At 31.4% G+C, this 19,488-nt stretch carries 20 protein-coding genes; all 20 read left to right on the forward strand.

All coding sequences use genetic code 11. The annotated features are described in order from the left end of the window. The first annotated feature begins 16 nt into the window (after positions 1–16). The 20 genes from tmk to J2S72_RS07545 all read left to right on the forward strand — a co-directional run bounded on the left by tmk (position 17) and on the right by J2S72_RS07545 (position 19,472). Entirely contained in the window at positions 17–625 is a 609-nt protein-coding gene (tmk, locus tag J2S72_RS07450) for a dTMP kinase (protein WP_023055985.1), read from the forward strand. After that, positions 622–948 carry a cyclic-di-AMP receptor gene (locus tag J2S72_RS07455; protein ID WP_023055974.1) on the forward strand — a complete coding sequence of 109 codons (327 nt, stop codon included), beginning with the start codon at positions 622–624 and terminating at the stop codon, positions 946–948. The genes tmk and J2S72_RS07455 overlap by 4 nt, the downstream gene beginning before the upstream one ends. An 8-nt stretch (positions 949–956) precedes the next feature. Further along, a complete protein-coding gene (locus J2S72_RS07460; RefSeq protein ID WP_023055976.1) occupies positions 957–1,241 on the forward strand; it encodes a cyclic-di-AMP receptor in 285 nt (94 codons plus the stop codon). Continuing rightward, complete coding sequence (locus J2S72_RS07465; protein ID WP_023055980.1) at positions 1,241–2,155, forward strand: DNA polymerase III subunit; 915 nt, start codon at positions 1,241–1,243, stop codon at positions 2,153–2,155. The genes J2S72_RS07460 and J2S72_RS07465 overlap by 1 nt, the downstream gene beginning before the upstream one ends. Beyond that, complete coding sequence (locus tag J2S72_RS07470; RefSeq protein ID WP_023055983.1) at positions 2,148–3,038, forward strand: PSP1 domain-containing protein; 891 nt, start codon at positions 2,148–2,150, stop codon at positions 3,036–3,038. Before J2S72_RS07465 ends, J2S72_RS07470 begins: the two co-directional genes overlap by 8 nt. Positions 3,039–3,065: 27 nt before the next feature. Beyond that, on the forward strand, positions 3,066–5,126 hold the full coding sequence (locus J2S72_RS07475; protein ID WP_023055927.1) for an alpha/beta hydrolase family protein: 2,061 nt from the start codon (positions 3,066–3,068) through the stop codon (positions 5,124–5,126). A gap of 68 nt (positions 5,127–5,194) precedes the next feature. Then, on the forward strand, positions 5,195–5,467 hold the full coding sequence (locus J2S72_RS07480; protein ID WP_023055894.1) for a hypothetical protein: 273 nt from the start codon (positions 5,195–5,197) through the stop codon (positions 5,465–5,467). A gap of 24 nt (positions 5,468–5,491) precedes the next feature. Further along, on the forward strand, positions 5,492–5,971 hold the full coding sequence (locus J2S72_RS07485; RefSeq protein ID WP_023055899.1) for a ferritin: 480 nt from the start codon (positions 5,492–5,494) through the stop codon (positions 5,969–5,971). A gap of 191 nt (positions 5,972–6,162) precedes the next feature. After that, positions 6,163–7,080 carry a diacylglycerol/lipid kinase family protein gene (locus tag J2S72_RS07490; RefSeq protein WP_023055989.1) on the forward strand — a complete coding sequence of 306 codons (918 nt, stop codon included), beginning with the start codon at positions 6,163–6,165 and terminating at the stop codon, positions 7,078–7,080. A 10-nt stretch (positions 7,081–7,090) separates the two neighbouring features. Further along, the gene (locus J2S72_RS07495; protein WP_023055908.1) at positions 7,091–8,095 is read left to right on the forward strand and encodes a LacI family DNA-binding transcriptional regulator; all 1,005 of its coding nucleotides are present in this window, start codon (positions 7,091–7,093) and stop codon (positions 8,093–8,095) included. A gap of 153 nt (positions 8,096–8,248) precedes the next feature. After that, a complete protein-coding gene (locus tag J2S72_RS07500; RefSeq protein ID WP_023055949.1) occupies positions 8,249–10,000 on the forward strand; it encodes a proline--tRNA ligase in 1,752 nt (583 codons plus the stop codon). 32 nt (positions 10,001–10,032) lie between these two features. Further along, complete coding sequence (locus J2S72_RS07505; protein WP_023055987.1) at positions 10,033–10,245, forward strand: YdbC family protein; 213 nt, start codon at positions 10,033–10,035, stop codon at positions 10,243–10,245. A 53-nt stretch (positions 10,246–10,298) separates the two neighbouring features. Next, positions 10,299–11,717, forward strand: a complete 1,419-nt coding sequence (tig, locus tag J2S72_RS07510; RefSeq protein WP_023055972.1) for a trigger factor — start codon at positions 10,299–10,301, stop codon at positions 11,715–11,717. A 54-nt stretch (positions 11,718–11,771) separates the two neighbouring features. Beyond that, the gene (gene clpP / locus J2S72_RS07515) at positions 11,772–12,356 is read left to right on the forward strand and encodes an ATP-dependent Clp endopeptidase proteolytic subunit ClpP (RefSeq protein ID WP_307495260.1); all 585 of its coding nucleotides are present in this window, start codon (positions 11,772–11,774) and stop codon (positions 12,354–12,356) included. 7 nt (positions 12,357–12,363) lie between these two features. After that, positions 12,364–13,608 carry an ATP-dependent Clp protease ATP-binding subunit ClpX gene (gene clpX / locus J2S72_RS07520; protein WP_023055931.1) on the forward strand — a complete coding sequence of 415 codons (1,245 nt, stop codon included), beginning with the start codon at positions 12,364–12,366 and terminating at the stop codon, positions 13,606–13,608. 38 nt (positions 13,609–13,646) lie between these two features. Then, the gene (gene lon, locus J2S72_RS07525; RefSeq protein WP_307495261.1) at positions 13,647–15,950 is read left to right on the forward strand and encodes an endopeptidase La; all 2,304 of its coding nucleotides are present in this window, start codon (positions 13,647–13,649) and stop codon (positions 15,948–15,950) included. Continuing rightward, entirely contained in the window at positions 15,947–16,564 is a 618-nt protein-coding gene (yihA, locus tag J2S72_RS07530) for a ribosome biogenesis GTP-binding protein YihA/YsxC (protein WP_023055971.1), read from the forward strand. Before lon ends, yihA begins: the two co-directional genes overlap by 4 nt. Positions 16,565–16,657: 93 nt before the next feature. Continuing rightward, positions 16,658–17,827: a homoserine dehydrogenase gene (locus J2S72_RS07535; RefSeq protein ID WP_307495262.1), complete on the forward strand. Its 1,170-nt coding sequence runs from the start codon at positions 16,658–16,660 to the stop codon at positions 17,825–17,827. A 12-nt stretch (positions 17,828–17,839) separates the two neighbouring features. Beyond that, positions 17,840–18,109: an ACT domain-containing protein gene (locus tag J2S72_RS07540; protein WP_023055918.1), complete on the forward strand. Its 270-nt coding sequence runs from the start codon at positions 17,840–17,842 to the stop codon at positions 18,107–18,109. Positions 18,110–18,116: 7 nt separating this feature from the next. Then, positions 18,117–19,472, forward strand: coding sequence for a PFL family protein (locus tag J2S72_RS07545; RefSeq protein WP_307495263.1), 1,356 nt, complete (start codon positions 18,117–18,119; stop codon positions 19,470–19,472). Positions 19,473–19,488 lie beyond the last annotated feature (16 nt).

Raw genomic sequence — 19,488 nt, forward strand, 5'->3', positions numbered from 1 at the left:
GAAATAAGGTGAGAAGATGAAAGGTATATTTGTAACCTTTGAAGGACCTGACGGTTGTGGAAAAACTACAATTGCAAGTCTTTTATATGAAGAATTAAAAAAATTAAATAAAAAAGTTTTACGCACAAGAGAACCAGGTGGAACTGAAATTTCAGAAAAAATAAGAAATATTATTTTAGATCCTCAAAACACAAAAATGGATTATAGGACAGAAGCTCTTTTATATGCAGCAAGTAGAGCCCAGCACGTTCATGAAAAAATAATTCCCGCCTTAGAAGAAGGCTATATTATTCTTTGCGAAAGATTCGTTCTTTCCTCCATAGCTTACCAAGGTTATGGAAGAGGACTAGGAAAAGGCGTTGAAACAATAAATGATTTTGCCACCGGGGGCTTAAAACCGGATTTAGTATTTTTATTTAAAGTAAACTCAGAAAAAACTTTACTTAGAAAATTGGCAGACGGTGGAGACAGACTGGAAAGAGAAGATATTTCATTTCATAAAAAAGTTCAAAGGGCCTATGAAGATTTAAGTAAAAACAAAGATTTTCAAATTATAGATGCTTCAAGGTCAATAGAAGAAGTTTTTAATGAATGTTTGGAAAAATTATTGGAGTTGATAAAATGAAACTTGTAGTAGCAATTGTACAAGATGCCGATTCCGACAACTTGATAGATAAAATAACAAAAAAGAATTTTAGAGTTACAAAGGTAAGCTCTACTGGAGGATTTTTAAAAAGCGGAAACTCCACGATACTTTGTGGAATAGAAGATCAATCCTTAGATGAATTATTAAAAATAATTGAAAACAATTGTAAAACAAGAGAAATAATAAAAACCATTCAACCTATGGGAATACCTGGTCAAGCCCTGGCAGCCTTGCCTGTAAAAGTAACTGTTGGAGGAGCAACGGTATTTGTCCTTGAAGTTGAAGACTTTAAAAGGTATTAGGTGATAATATGAAGATGATAATTGCAATAGTTCAAGATAAATTTGTAGATGAACTTTTAGATAAATTTTTTGAAGAAAATATTTCAGTAACAAAAGTATCTTCTTCAGGAGGCTTTTTCAAATCTGGAAATACAACTCTTTTTTTAGGGGTTGAAGATGAAGAATTAGGTCATGTGGACTCAATTTTAAAAGAAGTAACTCAAACAGAAGAAATAAAAGACGAAAGGGGCAACTTTGAACTTAGCGGTGCAACAATTTTTGTCCTTGACGTTGAAAAGAGTATGAGAATTTAATGTTTGTAGGGAATTTAAACTTAACCCAAGAATTAAAAAATAATAAAGAAATTTCCCATGCCTATATCTTTGCAGGGCCGGAAGGAATCGGGAAAAAAACCCTTGCCATTTGTTATGCAAGAAAAATTTTAACGGGTAAATTTAAACTTGATACAGACGGTTTTGCTCATCCGGATTTATTTATACTGGAAAAGGAAAGAGTAAAAAAATCCGACATAGAAGAATTAATAGAAGATAGTTATAAGCTACCCTTTGAAGGTAAAAGAAAAGTTTATATTATAGACGGTTTTGAAGAAGCAACAAAGGAAAGCCAAAATGCTTTTTTGAAAACTTTGGAAGAACCTCCAGAATATCTTACGATTTTTTTAATTACAAGTGATCTTGAAAGAATCCTTGATACAATTCTTTCAAGATGTAGAACTTTAAATTTCAACGGGCTTTCTCAAAATGAAATTGAAGAATTTTTAATAGATAAGGGAATAAGAAAAAACGCTAGACTTTTTTCAAAAATATCAGGAGGCTCTTTAAAAAAAGCCCTAGCCTTAAATCAAGGGGAAAATTTTGAAAGAAGACAAAAGACAATAAAAAATCTTTTAAAAATTTTAAAAGGATCTAAAGAAGAAATTTTTAAACAATATAATTTCTTTGAAGAAAATAAGGATGATCTCCAAGAAATATTTGAAACCTTAAGCCTATTTCTTAGAGATTTAGCAGTTTATAAAAGCACAAAAAATGTAAATAACATTTTGAACATAGATTATATAGAAGAAATAAAAGGTCTGAATTTAAGTACAAAAGAAGCCTTAGAAGCTTATAAAATTTTAGAAAAAGCAAGAAATAATTTTAAAAGCAACTTAAATTTCAGATTAAATATAGAAAATATGCTCATGAAGTTAGGAGGACTAAATGATTGACGTATCAGGAGTAAGATTTAAAAAAACGGGCAAAATATATTATTTTGACCCAAGAGATATAGATACAAAAATAGGCGATAATGTTATAGTTGAAACATCAAGGGGAATTGAATACGGAACAGTTGTAATCAAAAAAGAATTAAAAGAAGAAGAAATTTTAACGGAATTAAAGCCCGTTCTTAGAATTGCAAGCCCGGAAGATGATTTAAGACAGCTGGACAACAGAAACGATGCAAGAGAAGCTCTTATTATTTGTGAGAACAAATGTAAGGAGCATAAATTAAATATGAAATTAATAGGCTGTGAATACACCTTTGATAGGGGAAAACTTCTTTTTTATTTTACAGCAGATGGAAGAATAGATTTTAGAGAACTTGTAAGAGATCTTGCATCAATTTTCAGAACCAGAATTGAATTAAGGCAAATAGGCGTAAGAGACGAAGCAAAAAAAATCGGAGGCCTTGGACCTTGTGGAAGGCCCTGTTGCTGCAGAGCATTTTTGTCAGAATTTTCGCCAGTATCCATAAAAATGGCAAAGGATCAAGAATTATCCCTAAACCCTACAAAAATATCCGGACTTTGTGGAAGACTAATGTGTTGTTTAAAATATGAACAAGACGGCTACGAATGTATATTTAAAAAAATGCCTCGCCTGGGAGAATTTGTAATGACAGATAGGGGAGAAGGAACTGTCATAGACAAGTATACAATACAAGAACTTGTAAAAATTCAATTCCAAAATGGAGAAGACATAGAAGTTGAAATAAGAGATCTTGACCAAATAAAAAGAAGCGGAAAAATGAACAAGAACTTTACACAACTTAACTCATCTCTTAAAGATGAAGAAGTTAGAGAGAGCGAACTAAAAGATTTGGAGGAATGACCTTGATTTATCAAGGTCTATTATTTTATGAAAATTAAATTATTGATTCAAAAAATCCATAGTAAAATAAAATTATTTTTTTATAAAAAATTGGGAAATACTGACGGGGCTATAGAAATAGGAGCTTTTATTTTAGCAGCAGTTTTAACCTTAGCATCATCATATTATCTGCAAGACCTTTTAAATAATAAATATCTGGGCTTTTTAATAGCCTTCGCTTTTATATTTTCTTTAGTGAGAATTATTTTGTATTTACTCGAATTTCCTATAATTTACATAAAAAAAATAAAAAGCAAAAATATAATATTATTTTCAGCTACAAGTTACGCAAGCTATAAACTCATATATGATATGCCGGGAATGGAAGAATTTACAGACCTTCAAAATTATTTAATAATTTTTTTAGTAATCCTTTTATTTTTTCTCTTTTCAAAATCTTTAATAAGCTTAATAAAAAATAAAAAAATCGGCTTTTTTATAAGCTTTATAATTTCTGCCATGCCTATGATTTTAATTTTATACTTTTTATTTACTCCAGGGTTTTCAAAATTTGAAGGGAAGATAGAAAATTATAAAAAAGGTCCAGAAAGCCCGGAAAAATATTCAGTAATAGAAAAAGACTATCAAGGAGGTCAAGTAAACCTCATTCCCTATGTTCATTACACCGGCAGAACAAAAAAAGTAAGAGATAAAATATTGGGAGATCAACTTATAAAAACTCCCATAAAAGGAAGAATTTACCTTCCAGATAATAATAGAGAAAATGCCATAGTCTTTATATTTCATGGAAATCACAGGGCAACGGAAAAATCCCACTTAGGATACGATTACTTGGGAAGATACCTATCAAAAAGAGGAATAGGACTGGTGTCAGTAGACATGAACATATTAAACGGTCTTGACTATTTCAGCCTTTCAGATGAAAATGACGCAAGAGCAATCTTGGGTCTTGAAAATATAAAGTATATCTTGGAAGAATCGGAATTTAAAAACAAAATAAAAAAAGAAATATTCCTAGGAGGTCACTCAAGAGGGGGAGAAGCTGCAAGTCTTGCCTGCTATTTTAATAATTATGGAAAAAATCCAGAAGATGCTACAAGAAAATTGGACTACAACTTTAAAATAAAAGGGCTCATAAACTTGGCTGCAACCTATGGACAATATAAACCCACAAACAAAAACTTAGCCCTACAAAATATAAATTACCTGGTCCTTCATGGAACAAATGATTATGACTTAGACACTTTTGAAGAATTGGCCCTATATAGAGAAATAAAAAACACAGACGAAAACCTATTTAAAGCCGCAATCTATATAGGAGGAGCAAACCACGGAAACTTTAATACCAGATGGAAAGATATGGACACAGATTATATAGAAGGACTTTATTTGGAAAAATCAAACCTTTTTAAAGGGGAGGACCAAAGAAAAATAACCTCCATCCTAATAGAAAACTTTGTAAATAAAAGCCTAAACAAAGATTATGATCAAAACATCTTTTATGACATAGAAAAATCTCAAACAGCCTATCCTGATGGCACATATTATCAAATGTATTCAGAAGGAAATGAAAAAATCCTTATGGATTTTGAAGAAGACAATAATATAAACACAGGCAGCCTTAAAAATTCAAAATTAAGATACACAGGCTTTACAAAAATAAGAGAAAAAAATTATGACTTAGTAGAAGATCACCAAGAGACCCTATTAAGTTTAAATTTTAATGAAAAAGGCCTCCTTGAATTTTTACCTCAAGAAAATTTAAAAATGGAAAATTATTTTTCCATAGATCTTAAAAAAGACAAAAACATAAAAATATCTTTAAATATAAGAGATAACTACGGGGAAACGGGAGTAATATCATTGGAAGATTATAAAAAATTAAAAGAACCATATAAAGTACAAATGACAAAAATTGAAACTTTAAGGGACAATTATACCTACACATCCTCTCTCGAAACAGTAAAAGTTCCCATGGAAGATATAAAAAAGAAAAATCCTAAAATAAATATCGATAAAATAAAATATATAGACTTAATCTTTGAAGGTAATGGAAATGTAGAAATGGATGGAGTAAAAATAAAATAAAAATAAAAATCTTTTATGTTTATTAAAAAACTTTAAGGGTAAATAAATAACATAAAGGATGGATTAAAATGACAAGGACACAACTAATTAATAAAATTGACATTGATGAAATAAATGCCAAAAAAAATATATTTTTTCTCATAGGTGATATGGAAACAAACAGAGAAAAACTTATGGATATCTTTAACAAAAAAAGTTGCGACTACTTTGACTCAGTAACTTTTAAATATAACGGTATAAGTCTTGTATTAAAAACAAAAGATATACCAAAAGCCATAAAGAATATCACCATGGAAGATATAGAAATATACAGTGTCTATGAAATTTTTTGTCCAATTTAATAATAAGGGAGGATAAAATAAAACATGGAAAAAATATTTGAAAAAGTTAATGAACAATTTAATTTTGAACTTGAATCAGGTTACATCTATTTAGCAATGTCAAACTATTTAAAAAGACTTGGCATGGACGGATTTGCACACTTTATGGATAAACAAGCCCATGAAGAATACGAACATGCAAGAAAATTGTATAACTTTTTAGTAGAAGTTGACTATCCGGTAGAATATAAAGAAATACCAAAACCGGAAAAAAATTATGAAGATATAGCAGACGTATTTAAAAAAGCTTATGCTCATGAACAAGAAGTAACCAGAAGAATAAGAGATATATATAAAGATGCTCACGGAGAATTGAACTTTGAAGTAATGGGACTTTTAGATTGGTTTATAAAAGAACAAATCGAAGAAGAAGATAACTTTAGAGGAATAGTAGAAAAGTTTGAAAGAATAAACGGAAACTGGGGCGGTCTATACATCTTTGATCATGAACTGGGACAAAGATAAAATATAAAATAAAAAGTAAAATCCATTGAAAAAAACTTCAGTGGATTTTTTTATGTCTAAAATAAAATTTTTTACTTAGACCATAAAAAATAAAAGTAAAAATTTACATTTATTTTATAATTATTAATAAAAAATTATATTTTTTATTTTAATTAAAGTATTTCTTATGTATAATAAATTTGGAGGAAAATATGGGAAAAGAAGAAAAAAAATTTAGAAAAGTAAAAATAATTGCCAATCCTCTTTCTGGAAGAGAACAGGCTTTAGATAAAATAGTTGAACTTGTAAGACTTATGAGTAAGGATGAATGGGATATAAATCTTTTGTTTACTCATAAAAGAGGTGACGGTTCTCGCTTTGCAAAAAATTATAATGGAGAAGATTTAATAATTGCCTGTGGAGGGGACGGAACTTTAAACGAAGTTGTAAACGGCTTGGTTAAATCAAAATCTGAGGTGCCTCTTGCAATTTTACAGGCAGGAACTGTAAATGATTTTGCAAATTATTTTAAGCTACCTGAAGATCCGGAAAAATTTTATAAAATGCTTAAAAATTTCAAAACTAAAAAAGTTGATGTAGGTCTGGCGGGAGACAGGATTTTTGCAAATGTTGCTGCTGGAGGAATTCTTACGGAAGTTGCCTATAGCGTTCAGGATGATCAAAAAGCAGTTTTAGGACGTATGGCTTATTATCTTGAAGGTCTTAAGAAAATGTTTCAACTTAATTTTGAAAAGGATAAGTTTCTTAAAATTAACATAAATTGTAAAGAATATAAGGGCACTGAAAATTTATTTTGTTTTTTAATTGCCAACACCACCTCTGTAGGGGGCTTTAAAAAAATAGCTCCTGAGGCAAAGGTAAATGATGGATACCTTGATGTAATTCTCATTAAAGAACCTACGGCTTTTGATATTCTTGAAATAGCTCCTGCAATTTTAACGGGAGATCATGTGGGTCATGATAAAATTATTTATATAAAGACCAAGGAAATAGAATTTTCTTGTGATGATAAGGATGTAGTTATAGATTTAGATGGAGAAAAATCCGGCTCTCTTCCTATGAATTTTAAAATTTTGGAAAAGGCTCTAAATTTAATTGTACAAGCATAGGAGGTAAATTATGGCGTCTACAATTAAAGATGTTGCAAAGATGGCTGATGTTTCGATTTCTACAGTTTCAAGAGTTATAAATGAGTCAAAGCCTGTAAGTCCCGAAGCTAAAAAAAGAGTTCTTCATGCGATAGAAGTTCTTGATTATAAGCCAAATGAAGTTGCCAGAAGTCTTGTTACTAAAAAATCAAACTTAATTGGCGTAATTGTAAGCGATATAGGCTCAAATTATGTTGCACAAATTTTAAGAGGGGTTGAAGAAATAGGTCGTATGTATAATTACGATATTATTCTTTCAAGTTCCTATGGTGACGGACAAATTGAGGTTAAATTTGCAAAACTTCTTCTTCAAAAACAAGTTGAAGGCATTATTGTAATTTCAGATACTTTAAATAACAAACTTTTATATAAGTTAGAAGAATCTAAAAAACCTTACATTGTTCTTAATAGATTTTATAATATTGATGAACATTATTCCGTTGGCATAAATAATAAAAAGGCAACTTATGATATGACTAAATATTTAATTGAAAAGGGCCATAAAAACATTGCTTGTTTAATTGTTAGAAAAGATTTTGACAGAACTGAAGAAAAATATAAGGTTGAAGGTTACAAAAAAGCCCTTGGAGAAAATTCTTTAAAGGAAAATATTATTGAGCTTAATGGAATCAAAGAAAATGATATTGAAAATGAAATAGAAAATATTGTTGAAAAGATAAAAAAGGAAAAGTTATCAGCTCTTATTTGCAGCCAAGATGAAATTGCAATTCATGTTTCCAACTATTTAAGTGACAGGGGCATAAATGTGCCGAAAGATGTTTCTGTAACAGCTTATGGTGGCTCTTACATTACAACAATTCACAGGCCTAAACTTACTGCTGTAAAAGTTCCATACTATGATATAGGCGCTGTTGCCATAAGGTCTATTTTAAAAGAAATCAAAGGAGAAAGCGATAGCGAAAATGTTATGCTTCCTGCAAGAATTCTTGAAGGACAATCTGTTAAAAAGTTTTAAAAGTAAAAACCCTTTGAGGGTTTTTATTTTTTTACAAAATAATATTTCTTCAATTAAATATTCCTTGCAAGGCAGGACTTGTAATTATATAATAGCAATGATTATGAACAGATAGCCTATCTGTTCAATAACTGTCATTAAGATGGAGGAAAAATGAAGTTAACTAAATTATATATGCCAACTCTTAGAGAAGTACCTTCAGATGCGGAAGTTGAATCTCATAAACTTCTTTTAAGAAGTGGTATGATTAGAAAAGCCACATCCGGAATTTATACCTATCTTCCTTTAGGATATAGAGTTGTTAGAAAAATTGAACAGATTGTAAGAGAAGAGATGGACAAATCCGGGGCTCAAGAAATTTTAATGTCTGCAGTTCAACCAGCAGAAATTTGGCAAGAGTCAGGACGCTGGGAAAAATACGGACCGGAAATGTTTAAACTTAAAGATAGAAATGGAAGAGATTTTTGTCTTGGACCTACTGCAGAAGAATATTTTACTGAACTTATAAAAGGAGAGGTTAATTCTTATAAGCAACTTCCCTTAAATTTATATCAAATTCAAACTAAATATAGAGATGAAAAAAGACCAAGGTTTGGCATAAATAGAGCTCGTGAATTTATTATGAAAGATGCTTACAGCTTTGATGTGGATAAAGAATCCATGGAAAAAGCTTATATGATAATGTACCGTGCCTATGAAAGAATTTTTGACAGACTGGAACTTGAATATAAAGTTGTAGAAGGTCAAAACGGTCCTATGGGAGGAAATAAATCTCATGAATTTATTGCTCTTTCAGAAACGGGAGAAGGTAGAATTGGATATTCAAAAACTTCTCAAATTGCTTATTCAGATGAAAAAGCTCCTGTTAATTATACTTTCACAGATGATTCAGAGCCTAAAGATTTGGAAAAGGTTGAAACAAAAGATACAACAAGTATAGATATGGTTTCAAAACTATTAAAAGTTGAAAAAAATAAGTGCTTAAAGGCTATTGACCTTTTAATAAGTGGAAAACCTGTTTTCGTATTTATCCCAGGGGATAGAGAACTGAATTTTGAAAAACTTTCTGAATTTTTAAATGTTGCTGAACATGAAATAGAAGTAATGGATGAAGAAACTATAAAATCATGTGGAACCTACCCAGGATTTACAGGTCCTATAAATCTTAAAGGTCAAGTAATTATAGATAAAAGCGTTACAAAAATTGCCAATTTAGTAGTTGGAGCAAATGAAAAAGACAAACACTATATAAATGCCAATTACAAAAGAGATTTTCAAGGACAAATAGCAGATGACCTTTTAATGGTTAAAGAAGGAGATATAATTCCTGGAACAAATGAAAAATATGAGTTTGCCAGAGGAATTGAAGTTGGAAATATCTTCCAACTTGGAACAAAATACTCTGAGGCTTTAAATGTAACCTACCTTGATGAAAATGGAAAAAGCCAAAACTTTTATATGGGTTCTTATGGAGTGGGAGTTACGAGAAGTATCTCCGCTATAATTGAACAATATCATGATGAAAACGGAATTATTTGGCCTCTTTCAGTTGCCCCTTATCAAGTAATAGTAACTGTTATAAATCCTAAGGATAAGGATCAAATGGAACTTGGAGAAAAAATCTATGGAGCTGTTGAAAACTTAGGCTATGAAGTTATTCTTGATGATAGAGATGAAAGAGCCGGAGTTAAATTTAAAGACAGAGATTTAATAGGAATACCTTTAAGAATCACAGTAGGTAAAAAAGCCAAAGACTCCATAGTGGAATTTTCAAAGAGAAGAGATGGAGTAAATTTAGAGATTTCTGCAAAAGAAGCTGTTGAAAAAATAAACAATATTATTATTGACAACTTTACAGGAGATTTGGCAGTAAGCCTTGAAAAAATGGTTAAAGACGGTCAATAATTTAAAGTTTATATAAATTTGGAGGAAACAAAATGGCTGATTTTACTTTTAACATTGAAGAAAAAATTGTAGTCCTATCAGAAAACAACAAGGGATGGACAAAAGAATTAAACCTTGTAAGCTACAATGGAAGACCTGCTAAATATGATATAAGAGAATGGAGCCCGGACCATAAGTCTATGGGCAAGGGAGTAACCCTCACAGAAGAAGAGCTTGGGAAAATAATTCAGGCTTTAAATAAATAATTTTTAAAAATATTTGTCTATGTTATAATATTTAAGACGTTAAGGAGGATAATATGACTGAAATACTCAAAAAAGAAAATAATAAAGTATATTTTGATATTGAAATTAGTGCAGAGGAACTTAAAAAACAAGAATTGGAAGTATATAAGAAAAATAAATCTTCAATTCAAATTCCAGGTTTTAGAAAGGGTCATGCACCTTTAAGAATAATCGAACAATTTTACGGAAAGGGAATTTTCCTTGAAGATGCTGTAAATGATTTGCTTCCTAAAAAATATGAAGAAGCTGTAAAGGAATTAAACTTAGAAGTAGTAGATAGCCCTGAAGTTGATTTTGATAAAGTTGAAGAAGGAAAAGACCTTCTTGCTCACATAAGTGTTGATGTAAAACCTGAAATAGAACTTCCTGATTATAAGGGAATGGAAGTTGAAGAAGTAAACTATCAAGTAACTGATGAACTTATAAACAATGACCTTGAAAATCAAAGAAGAATGAATGCAAGAATTGTAAATGTTGATAACAGACCAGCTCAAAAGGGAGATAAAGTTAACATCAACTTTACAGGAAGCATTGACGGAGTAGAATTTGAAGGCGGAAAAGCTGGAAATCAAGATCTTGAACTTGGCAGCAACACTTTTATTCCAGGTTTTGAAGATCAAATTATAGGAAAGAATATAGGGGATGAGTTTGATGTAGTTGCAAGTTTTCCAGAAGATTATCATGCAAAGGAACTTGCAGGGAAAGAAGCAACTTTCAAAACAAAGTTAAATTCAATTTCTCTTGAAGAACTTCCTGAAGTTGATGATGAATTTATAAAAGATATTTCAGACTTTGATACTGTTGATGAATACAAAAAAGATTTAAGAGAAAAAAGAGAAAAAGAATTTAAAGAAAGAACAGAAGCTGAGAAAAAAGCTCGTGCTTTAAAGACTCTTGCATCAAAAGTTCAAGTTGAAGTTCCAAAGGGAATGATTGAAGATGAAATTGAAAATATGGTAAACTCTTACAATCAAAACTTAGGGGCTCAAGGCTTAAAACTTGATCAATATTTAGGAATGCTTGGAACAAATTTAAAAGATTTTAAAGAAAATTTAAAACCTCAAGCAAAAGAGAATGTTATTGAAAGACTTACTCTTGATGCCATTGTTAAAAAAGAAGGTTTTGAAGTAAGTGACGAAGAAATAGAAAAAGAAGTGGACCAAGTTCTTGAAACATATTTCAGCAAAGACGAAGAAAAGAAAAAAGAAATGAAGCATATTATGCTTGAACACAACAAAGAAGCTGTTAAAAATGATCTTTTAGCAAGACGTGCTGTTGAAAAATTAGTAGAAGAATGTAAATTTGTAGAAAAAAAAGAAACTGAAGAAAAAAAATCTGAAAAAATAAAAGAAGAAAAACCAAAGGCTAAAAAGACTACAAAAAAATCAGAAACTAAAAAAGAAACTAAGAAAGAAGAAACTTCTGAAAAATAAAAGAGAAAAGAAAAAAGATATTATCACTTATGAAAGTGAAGAAAGAGGTGGAATATGGCATTAGTACCTACTGTTATTGAACAGACAAATCGTGGAGAAAGAGCTTATGATATTTATTCAAGACTTTTAAAAGACAGAATAATTTTCATAACAGGAGAAATTAATGACATTACAGCGGATCTTGTAGTTGCTCAACTTTTATTTTTAGAGTCTGAAGATCCCACAAAGGACATTCAAATTTATATTAATTCCCCCGGAGGTTCAGTAAGTGCAGGTTTTGCAATCTTTGACACAATGAATTATATAAAACCGGATGTTTCAACAATATGCCTTGGAATGGCTGCATCAATGGGAGCTTTTTTACTGGCAGCAGGGAAAAAAGGAAAGAGAATTGCTCTTCCAAACTCTGAAATAATGATTCATCAACCTCTTGGAGGAGCACAAGGACAAGCGTCAGATATTTTAATACACGCTGAAAAAATTATTGAAATTAGAGAACGTATCAATAAAATTTTGGCACAAGAAACAGGACAACCTTTAGAAAAAATTGAAAGAGATACGGATAGAGACCATTTCTTATCAGCTGAAGAAGCTAAAGAATACGGTTTAATAGATAAAGTTATTAAGGAAAGAGAATAAATATAAAATGTCTAATGATGAAATACTAAGATGTTCCTTTTGTGGCAAAACTCAAAATCAGGTAAAAAGACTTATTGCAGGACCTAATGTCTATATTTGCAATGAATGTATAGACCTTTGCCAAGATATTCTTGAAGAGGAAGAATTAAAAAAAGATGTTTCAAAAGATTTTACTCTTCCCACACCAAAAGAAATTAAAGATATATTAGATTCTTATGTAATAAGGCAAGATGCTGCAAAAAGAACTTTAAGTGTAGCTGTTTACAATCACTATAAAAGAATTATGCACAGCAAAAAAAGTTCTGAAGTTGAGCTTCAAAAGAGCAATATTTTGTTAGTAGGGCCCACCGGAAGCGGTAAGACCCTTCTTGCACAAACTTTAGCTAAAATTCTTCATGTCCCCTTTGCCATTGCAGATGCAACTTCTTTAACGGAAGCGGGCTATGTAGGAGAAGATGTTGAAAATATACTTTTAAAATTAATTCAAGCGGCAGATTATGATATTGAAGCAGCTGAAAGAGGAATTGTATATATTGACGAAATAGATAAAATTGCAAGAAAATCTGAAAATGTATCAATTACAAGAGACGTTTCAGGAGAAGGAGTTCAACAAGCTCTATTAAAAATTATAGAAGGAACTCTTGCAAATGTTCCTCCCCAAGGGGGAAGAAAACATCCAAGTCAGGAATTTATCCAAATAGACACAAGTAACATCCTCTTTATAGTTGGAGGAGCTTTTGACAATATTGATTCAATTATTTCCCAAAGAATCGGAAAAAATTCCATAGGTTTTGGAAGTCAAATAAAATCAAAAGATGAAAGAGATTCAAAGATTTTAGAAAACTTACAAACGGAAGATTTGATGAAGTTTGGACTTATACCTGAATTAATAGGAAGACTTCCTGTTACTGTAACCTTGGAAGAGCTTGACGAAGATGCCCTTGTTGAAATTTTACAAGCTCCAAAAAATGCTCTTGTAAAACAATATCAAGAACTATTAAGACTTGATAATGTAAAATTGAGTTTCACAAAAGAAGCCCTAAGATATATTGCAAACCTTTCAATAAAAAGAAAATCGGGAGCCAGAGGGCTTAGGGGTGTAATAGAAAAAACCATGCTTGATATAATGTTTGAAATACCCAGTAGAGAAGACATAAGTCAAGTAATAGTTACAAAAGAAGCTGTAGAAGGAAAAGAACCTGTAGAGATTATATTAAAAGAGAAAAAAGAATTAAAAGATTCTTCAAAATAGGCCCACTAAAGTGAGCCTTTTTTTAAGATGGTGATATTATGAAAAAAAACATTTTACCTATGATTCCATTAAGGGGAATTGTAGTATTCCCGGGTATGGTTACCCATTTTGACTGTGGAAGAAATAAATCCATAGGTTCAATAGAACAAGCAGAACTAAACAATTCAAATATTTTTCTGACGGCACAAAAAAATGAATTAATAGTTGAGCCTAAAGAAAAAGATTTATATAAATATGGAACAGTTGCCGCAGTAAAACAAATATTAAGAATCCCCGGCGGCACAATTAGAATTTTGATTGAAGGATTAAAAAGGGGAAAAATTGAAAAAATAATTGAACATGACAATTATCTTGAAGCGGAAATTACAGAATACGAAGAAGAAGATCAAAAAGAAGAAAGCATAGAAGTAGAAGCTGCTATAAGACTTGTAGAGGAAGATCTGAATAATTACAGTGAACTTGACAATAAATTGATACCGGGACTTTTTCAATCAATAGTAGACGAGTCAACTCCATCAACTTTAGTAGATACAGCAGCAGGCTATGTAAACTTAAAACTTGAAGATTATCAAAAAATTCTTGAAACAATAGATGTTTACCAAAGGCTTAAAAAATTTCACGAAATATTAAAAAAAGAAATAGAACTTTTAAGAATTGAAAGAAAAATAGATTCTCAAGTAAAATCTCAAATGGATAAAGTTCAAAGAGATTACTATTTAAAAGAACAACTGGAAGTTATAAAAAAAGAACTTGGAGAAGAAGAAGAGCCTTTAAGTTACGAAAAAAAATTAAAAAATAAAAAATTGCCTAAAGAAGTCTTGGAAAAGGGTCTTAAGGAAGTAGAAAAACTTTCTCAAATGAATTCCCAATCTCCTGAATATGGAGTGATTTTAAATTATCTTGATTGGATTTTAGACTTGCCCTGGGAAGACTCAAAGGAAGAAAATATTGACTTAAAAAAAGCAAGACAAATATTAAATAAAGAACACTACGGCTTAAAAAGTGTAAAAGAAAGAATTCTTGAATTTATTGCAGTTAGAAAACTTTCAAAAGACACAAAAGGACCGATACTTTGTTTAGTAGGTCCGCCGGGAGTAGGAAAGACTTCTATTGCATCATCTATAGCTCACGCCCTCAACAAAAAATTTGTAAGAATGAGCCTTGGTGGAGTAACTGATGAAGCAGAAATAAGAGGCCATAGAAGGACTTATGTAGGTGCTCTTCCTGGAAGAGTAATAAGTTTAATGAAACAGGCCAAGGAAAAAAATCCAGTCTTCTTAATGGATGAAATAGACAAGGTTGGAAATAATTATAGGGGAGATCCTGCATCGGGACTTCTTGAAGTATTAGACCCTGCCCAAAATAAAACTTTTACCGACCACTTTATGGAGCTTCCCTTTGATTTAAGCGAAGTATTTTTCATAACAACGGCAAATACCACATCTACAATACCATCACCTCTTCTTGACAGAATGGAAATAATAAACCTTGAAGGCTATACACCTGATGAAAAATTTAACATTGGAAAAAAATATCTTTTGCCAAGACAAATAAAAGAAAATGGTTTAAATAAAAAGAATTTTGCCCTATCTGACGGTGCCATAAAAGAAATAATAAATTATTACACAAGAGAAGCTGGCGTAAGAAGTCTTGAAAAAGAAATATCAAAAATAGCAAGAAGGGCAGCCCTTAAAATAGTAGAAGGGGAAGAAGAAAAAATATCAGTAACAAAAACTAATTTGCCGGAATATTTAGGAGAAAAGAAATTTTTATTTGACCTCTTGGACAAAAAAAATCAAATAGGAACTGTAAATGGACTGGCGTGGACAAGTATAGGTGGAGTAACTTTAACAATAGAAACTGCAGTTATGCCAGGAAAGGGACAAATTATTTTAACTGGCTCCCTTGGAAATGTCATGAAAGAATCAGCACAAGCTGCAATTTCATATATAGGAGCAAACACAAAAAAATTCAATGTGAATGAAAATTTCAGATCTGAAATGGATATTCATATTCACGTTCCTGAAGGAGCAGTGCCAAAAGACGGGCCGTCCGCAGGAATTACCATAGCAACATCAATAATATCAGCTTTAACATTAAGGCCAGTAAAAAGAGATGTGGCAATGACAGGAGAAATAACTTTAAGGGGAAGAATTTTACCCATAGGAGGCTTAAAAGAAAAACTTTTAGCAGCCCAAAGAATGGGAATAAAAAAAGTCTTAATACCAAAAGATAACGAAAGAGATTTAAAAGAAATAGACGATAAGGTAAAAGATCTTTTAGAAATAGTTCCTCTTTCATCAATGGATCAAGTTATAGAACTTGCCTTGGAGGAAATATGATTATAAAAAAATCAGATCTTGAAAAAGTAGCAGTAAAAGTATCCCAATATCCACCAGAAGATTTGCCGGAGCTTGCCTTTGCTGGAAGAAGTAATGTAGGAAAATCATCTTTTATAAATGCAATGTTAGGAAGAAAAAATCTTGCAAGAACATCATCCACACCGGGAAAGACAAGAACGGTAAATTTTTACAGGGCAGATGATCTTTTAAGACTTGTAGACCTTCCAGGCTACGGTTACGCAAAAGTATCAAAGGCAGAAAAAAATTCATGGGCCCATGTAATAAATACCTACCTTGATAACAGAAAAAATTTGTTGGAAGTAATTTTACTTGTGGACATTCGCCACGAACCTACAAAACAAGATAAAGAAATGTACGATTACATTCTTTCCTGCGGCTATACGGGAATTGTAATAGCAACAAAATCCGATAAAATTTCAAAAGGTCAATTTCATAAACAAATAAGCATAATAGGAAAAAAACTTGAAATAAAAAACAGGGATAATATAATCGCCTTTTCATCTCAAAATAAAGAAGCAGTAGATGAAATGTGGGACATTTTCACAGACATAGTAGATTTTTATAAAAATGAAAATGAAAAAGAAGACTTATAAAAAATAAGTCTTTTTTTTCACTTAAATAAAGAATAAAATAAAAATCAAAATTATGATATTATATAGAAAATGTAAAAATAAAAAGGAAAAAATATGAGAAAAATTGCAATATTAGGCTATGGAACAGTGGGAAAAGGAGTTTACAAAATAATAAAAGAAAAATTTGAAAACTCTGAAAACACAGAAGAAAAAATCATAGTAAAAAAAATTCTTTTAAAAGAAAATAAAAAACCCCAAGAAGAAATAAAAAATGTTTTCACCTATAACTATCAGGAAATTTTAGAAGACAAAGAAATAGACACAATAGTAGAAGTAACGGGAGCAATGGAAGAAGCCCACAACTACATAAAAAAAGCCTTAAGTATGGGAAAAAATATAATAAGTACAAATAAAGCTCTAGTAGCAAAACACTTAGAAGAATATATAAACCTGGCAGAAAAAAATAAAGTATCATTTTTATTTGAAGGAGCAGTAGGAGGAGCCATCCCCATATTAAGAGAATTAAAAAGCTTAAGAAAAATAAATGAAATTACAAAAATTGAAGGCGTATTAAACGGAACAGGCAACTATATCTTAGATAGGATGGCGGAAAAAAACTTAGATTATTCCCAAAGTTTAAAAAATGCACAGGACTTAGGCTATTCAGAAAAAGATCCATCAGATGACGTTTTGGGATTTGACGGTGGAAGAAAACTAGCATTACTAATAAGCTTAAGTAAATCTCTGGTAAAAGAGGAAGACATAGAAATTTTTGGCATAGAAAAAATAAAAAAAGAGGATATAGAAAGAGCAAAAGCAAAAAATTTAAAAATTCGCCATATTGCCTATAGCGAATTTAGGGAAAATTCGTATGTTGCCATTTTAGAGCCATGTTTAATAGACGAAAAAAATGATTTCTATAATTTGGAAGATGCAAAAAACTTGGTAAAAATATACGGCAAATATTTTGAAGAATTAAGTATTAAAGGAAAGGGAGCAGGAATGTTTCCAACAGCAAATGCAGTTTTGCAAGATCTTTTAAGCCTTGGACAAGAAAATTATACACTGGACACAGAAGCACTTGAAAATAAAAATGAAAACTTTCAAGGAATTTACTATTTAAGAGTGCCTGGTTCGTGTAAAATAGACTTAGAACTTGCAGACAAGATAGATATGGAAAATGGATATATCTTTATAAAAACGAAAAAACTTATAAGAAAAAAACTCATTGAAGAGTTGGAAAAATTAAAAATAGAAGATTATTTTTTAGCAAGATACATTTAAGAGGAGGAAAAAATGAGAGCAGTAATAACAATAATAGGCTACGACAAAGTGGGAATAGTAGCAAAAGTTTCAAAACTTTTAGCGGACTATAATTTAAACATAGTAGACATAAACCAAACCATAGTGGACAAATATTTCACCATGATTATGATAGTGGATATAAGCAACTTGGGAGAAAAATTTACAGAACTTGTAGACAAAACAAACCAAATGGCAAAAGAATTGAAGATGGATATAAGAATTCAAAGAGAAGACATCTTTGATGCAATGTATCAAATATAGGTGGACCATGGACGAAAAAAAAATACTGGAAACTATAAGAATGTTCGACCAAGAAAACTTGGACATAAGGACAGTAACAATGGGCATATCTCTTCTTGACTGCATAGACGAAGACATAGACAGAGCCTGCCAAAAAATTTACGATAAAATCTATTCAAAAGCAAAAAATTTAATAAAAACAACAGATCTTGTAAGCAAGACCTATTCAATACCAATAATTAACAATAGAATTTCCGTAACCCCAATTGCACTTTTAGGAGGAGCAACCAAAGAAAAATCCTATTTAAAATTTGCTCAAGTCTTAGATAAAGTGGGAAAAGACCTGGGAGTGGACTTTATAGGAGGATTTTCAGCCCTAGTCCACAAAGGTTTTAACAAGGGAGATAAAATTTTAATAGACTCCATACCAGAAGCCTTGAGCCAAACAGACATAGTGTGTTCATCCATAAACGTAGGCTCATCAAAAGCCGGCATAAACATGGACGCAGTAAAAACATTGGGACAAACCATAGTAAAAACCGCAGAACTTACAAAAGATAAAGACTCCATAGGTTGCGCAAAACTTGTAGTATTTGCCAACGCAGTAGAAGACAACCCCTTCATGGCAGGAGCCTTTCACGGAATAGGCATGGAAGACTGCGTAATAAGCGTAGGAGTAAGCGGACCAGGAGTTGTAAAAGCAGCCCTTGAAAAAGTAAAAGGCAAGCCCTTTGAAACCTTAGCCGAAACAATACAAAAAACAGCCTTTAAAATCACCAGAATGGGAGAATTAGTCGGAAGAGAAGTCTCAAAAGAATTAGACCTTCCCTTTGGAATAATAGACCTATCCCTGGCACCCACAGCAGAAATAGGGGACTCAGTAGCAAGAATATTAGAAGAAATGGGAATAAAAAACGTAGGCTACCATGGCACCACAGCAGCCCTCGCCCTCTTAAATGACGCGGTAAAAAAAGGAGGCATCATGGCAAGCACCAACGTAGGTGGATTAAGCGGAGCCTTCATACCAGTATCAGAAGACGAAGGCATGATAAACGGAGTGAAAACAGGATCCCTATCTATTGACAAATTAGAAGCCATGACAGCAGTATGTTCCGTAGGCTTAGATATGATAGCAATCCCAGGAGATACCAGCCCATCAACAATATCAGCAATAATAGCAGACGAAGCAGCCATAGGAGTAATAAATAATAAAACAACAGCCGTAAGAGTAATACCAGTAATAGGAAAAAAAGCAGGACAATACGCAGAATTCGGAGGCCTCTTAGGCTATGCACCAATAATGGACATGGGAAAAGGAGATAGCAGTGAATTTGCTAACAGAGGAGGAAGAATCCCCGCCCCAATCCATTCCTTTAAAAATTAAAAAAAATAAATAGAAA

This window comes from Peptoniphilus koenoeneniae (assembly GCF_030812875.1).
Lineage (GTDB): Bacteria > Bacillota > Clostridia > Tissierellales > Peptoniphilaceae > Peptoniphilus_B > Peptoniphilus_B koenoeneniae.

Excerpts from the sequence above, each read along its gene's own strand:
- tmk (WP_023055985.1), top strand. The coding sequence starts at position 17 with ATGAAAGGTATATTTGTAACCTTTGAAGGACCTGACGGTTGTGGAAAA.
- J2S72_RS07455 (WP_023055974.1), top strand. The coding sequence starts at position 622 with ATGAAACTTGTAGTAGCAATTGTACAAGATGCCGATTCCGACAACTTG.
- J2S72_RS07460 (WP_023055976.1), top strand. The coding sequence starts at position 957 with ATGAAGATGATAATTGCAATAGTTCAAGATAAATTTGTAGATGAACTT.
- J2S72_RS07465 (WP_023055980.1), top strand. The coding sequence starts at position 1,241 with ATGTTTGTAGGGAATTTAAACTTAACCCAAGAATTAAAAAATAATAAA.
- J2S72_RS07470 (WP_023055983.1), top strand. The coding sequence starts at position 2,148 with ATGATTGACGTATCAGGAGTAAGATTTAAAAAAACGGGCAAAATATAT.
- J2S72_RS07475 (WP_023055927.1), top strand. The coding sequence starts at position 3,066 with ATGAAAATTAAATTATTGATTCAAAAAATCCATAGTAAAATAAAATTA.
- J2S72_RS07480 (WP_023055894.1), top strand. The coding sequence starts at position 5,195 with ATGACAAGGACACAACTAATTAATAAAATTGACATTGATGAAATAAAT.
- J2S72_RS07485 (WP_023055899.1), top strand. The coding sequence starts at position 5,492 with ATGGAAAAAATATTTGAAAAAGTTAATGAACAATTTAATTTTGAACTT.
- J2S72_RS07490 (WP_023055989.1), top strand. The coding sequence starts at position 6,163 with ATGGGAAAAGAAGAAAAAAAATTTAGAAAAGTAAAAATAATTGCCAAT.
- J2S72_RS07495 (WP_023055908.1), top strand. The coding sequence starts at position 7,091 with ATGGCGTCTACAATTAAAGATGTTGCAAAGATGGCTGATGTTTCGATT.
- J2S72_RS07500 (WP_023055949.1), top strand. The coding sequence starts at position 8,249 with ATGAAGTTAACTAAATTATATATGCCAACTCTTAGAGAAGTACCTTCA.
- J2S72_RS07505 (WP_023055987.1), top strand. The coding sequence starts at position 10,033 with ATGGCTGATTTTACTTTTAACATTGAAGAAAAAATTGTAGTCCTATCA.
- tig (WP_023055972.1), top strand. The coding sequence starts at position 10,299 with ATGACTGAAATACTCAAAAAAGAAAATAATAAAGTATATTTTGATATT.
- clpP (WP_307495260.1), top strand. The coding sequence starts at position 11,772 with ATGGCATTAGTACCTACTGTTATTGAACAGACAAATCGTGGAGAAAGA.
- clpX (WP_023055931.1), top strand. The coding sequence starts at position 12,364 with ATGTCTAATGATGAAATACTAAGATGTTCCTTTTGTGGCAAAACTCAA.
- lon (WP_307495261.1), top strand. The coding sequence starts at position 13,647 with ATGAAAAAAAACATTTTACCTATGATTCCATTAAGGGGAATTGTAGTA.
- yihA (WP_023055971.1), top strand. The coding sequence starts at position 15,947 with ATGATTATAAAAAAATCAGATCTTGAAAAAGTAGCAGTAAAAGTATCC.
- J2S72_RS07535 (WP_307495262.1), top strand. The coding sequence starts at position 16,658 with ATGAGAAAAATTGCAATATTAGGCTATGGAACAGTGGGAAAAGGAGTT.
- J2S72_RS07540 (WP_023055918.1), top strand. The coding sequence starts at position 17,840 with ATGAGAGCAGTAATAACAATAATAGGCTACGACAAAGTGGGAATAGTA.
- J2S72_RS07545 (WP_307495263.1), top strand. The coding sequence starts at position 18,117 with ATGGACGAAAAAAAAATACTGGAAACTATAAGAATGTTCGACCAAGAA.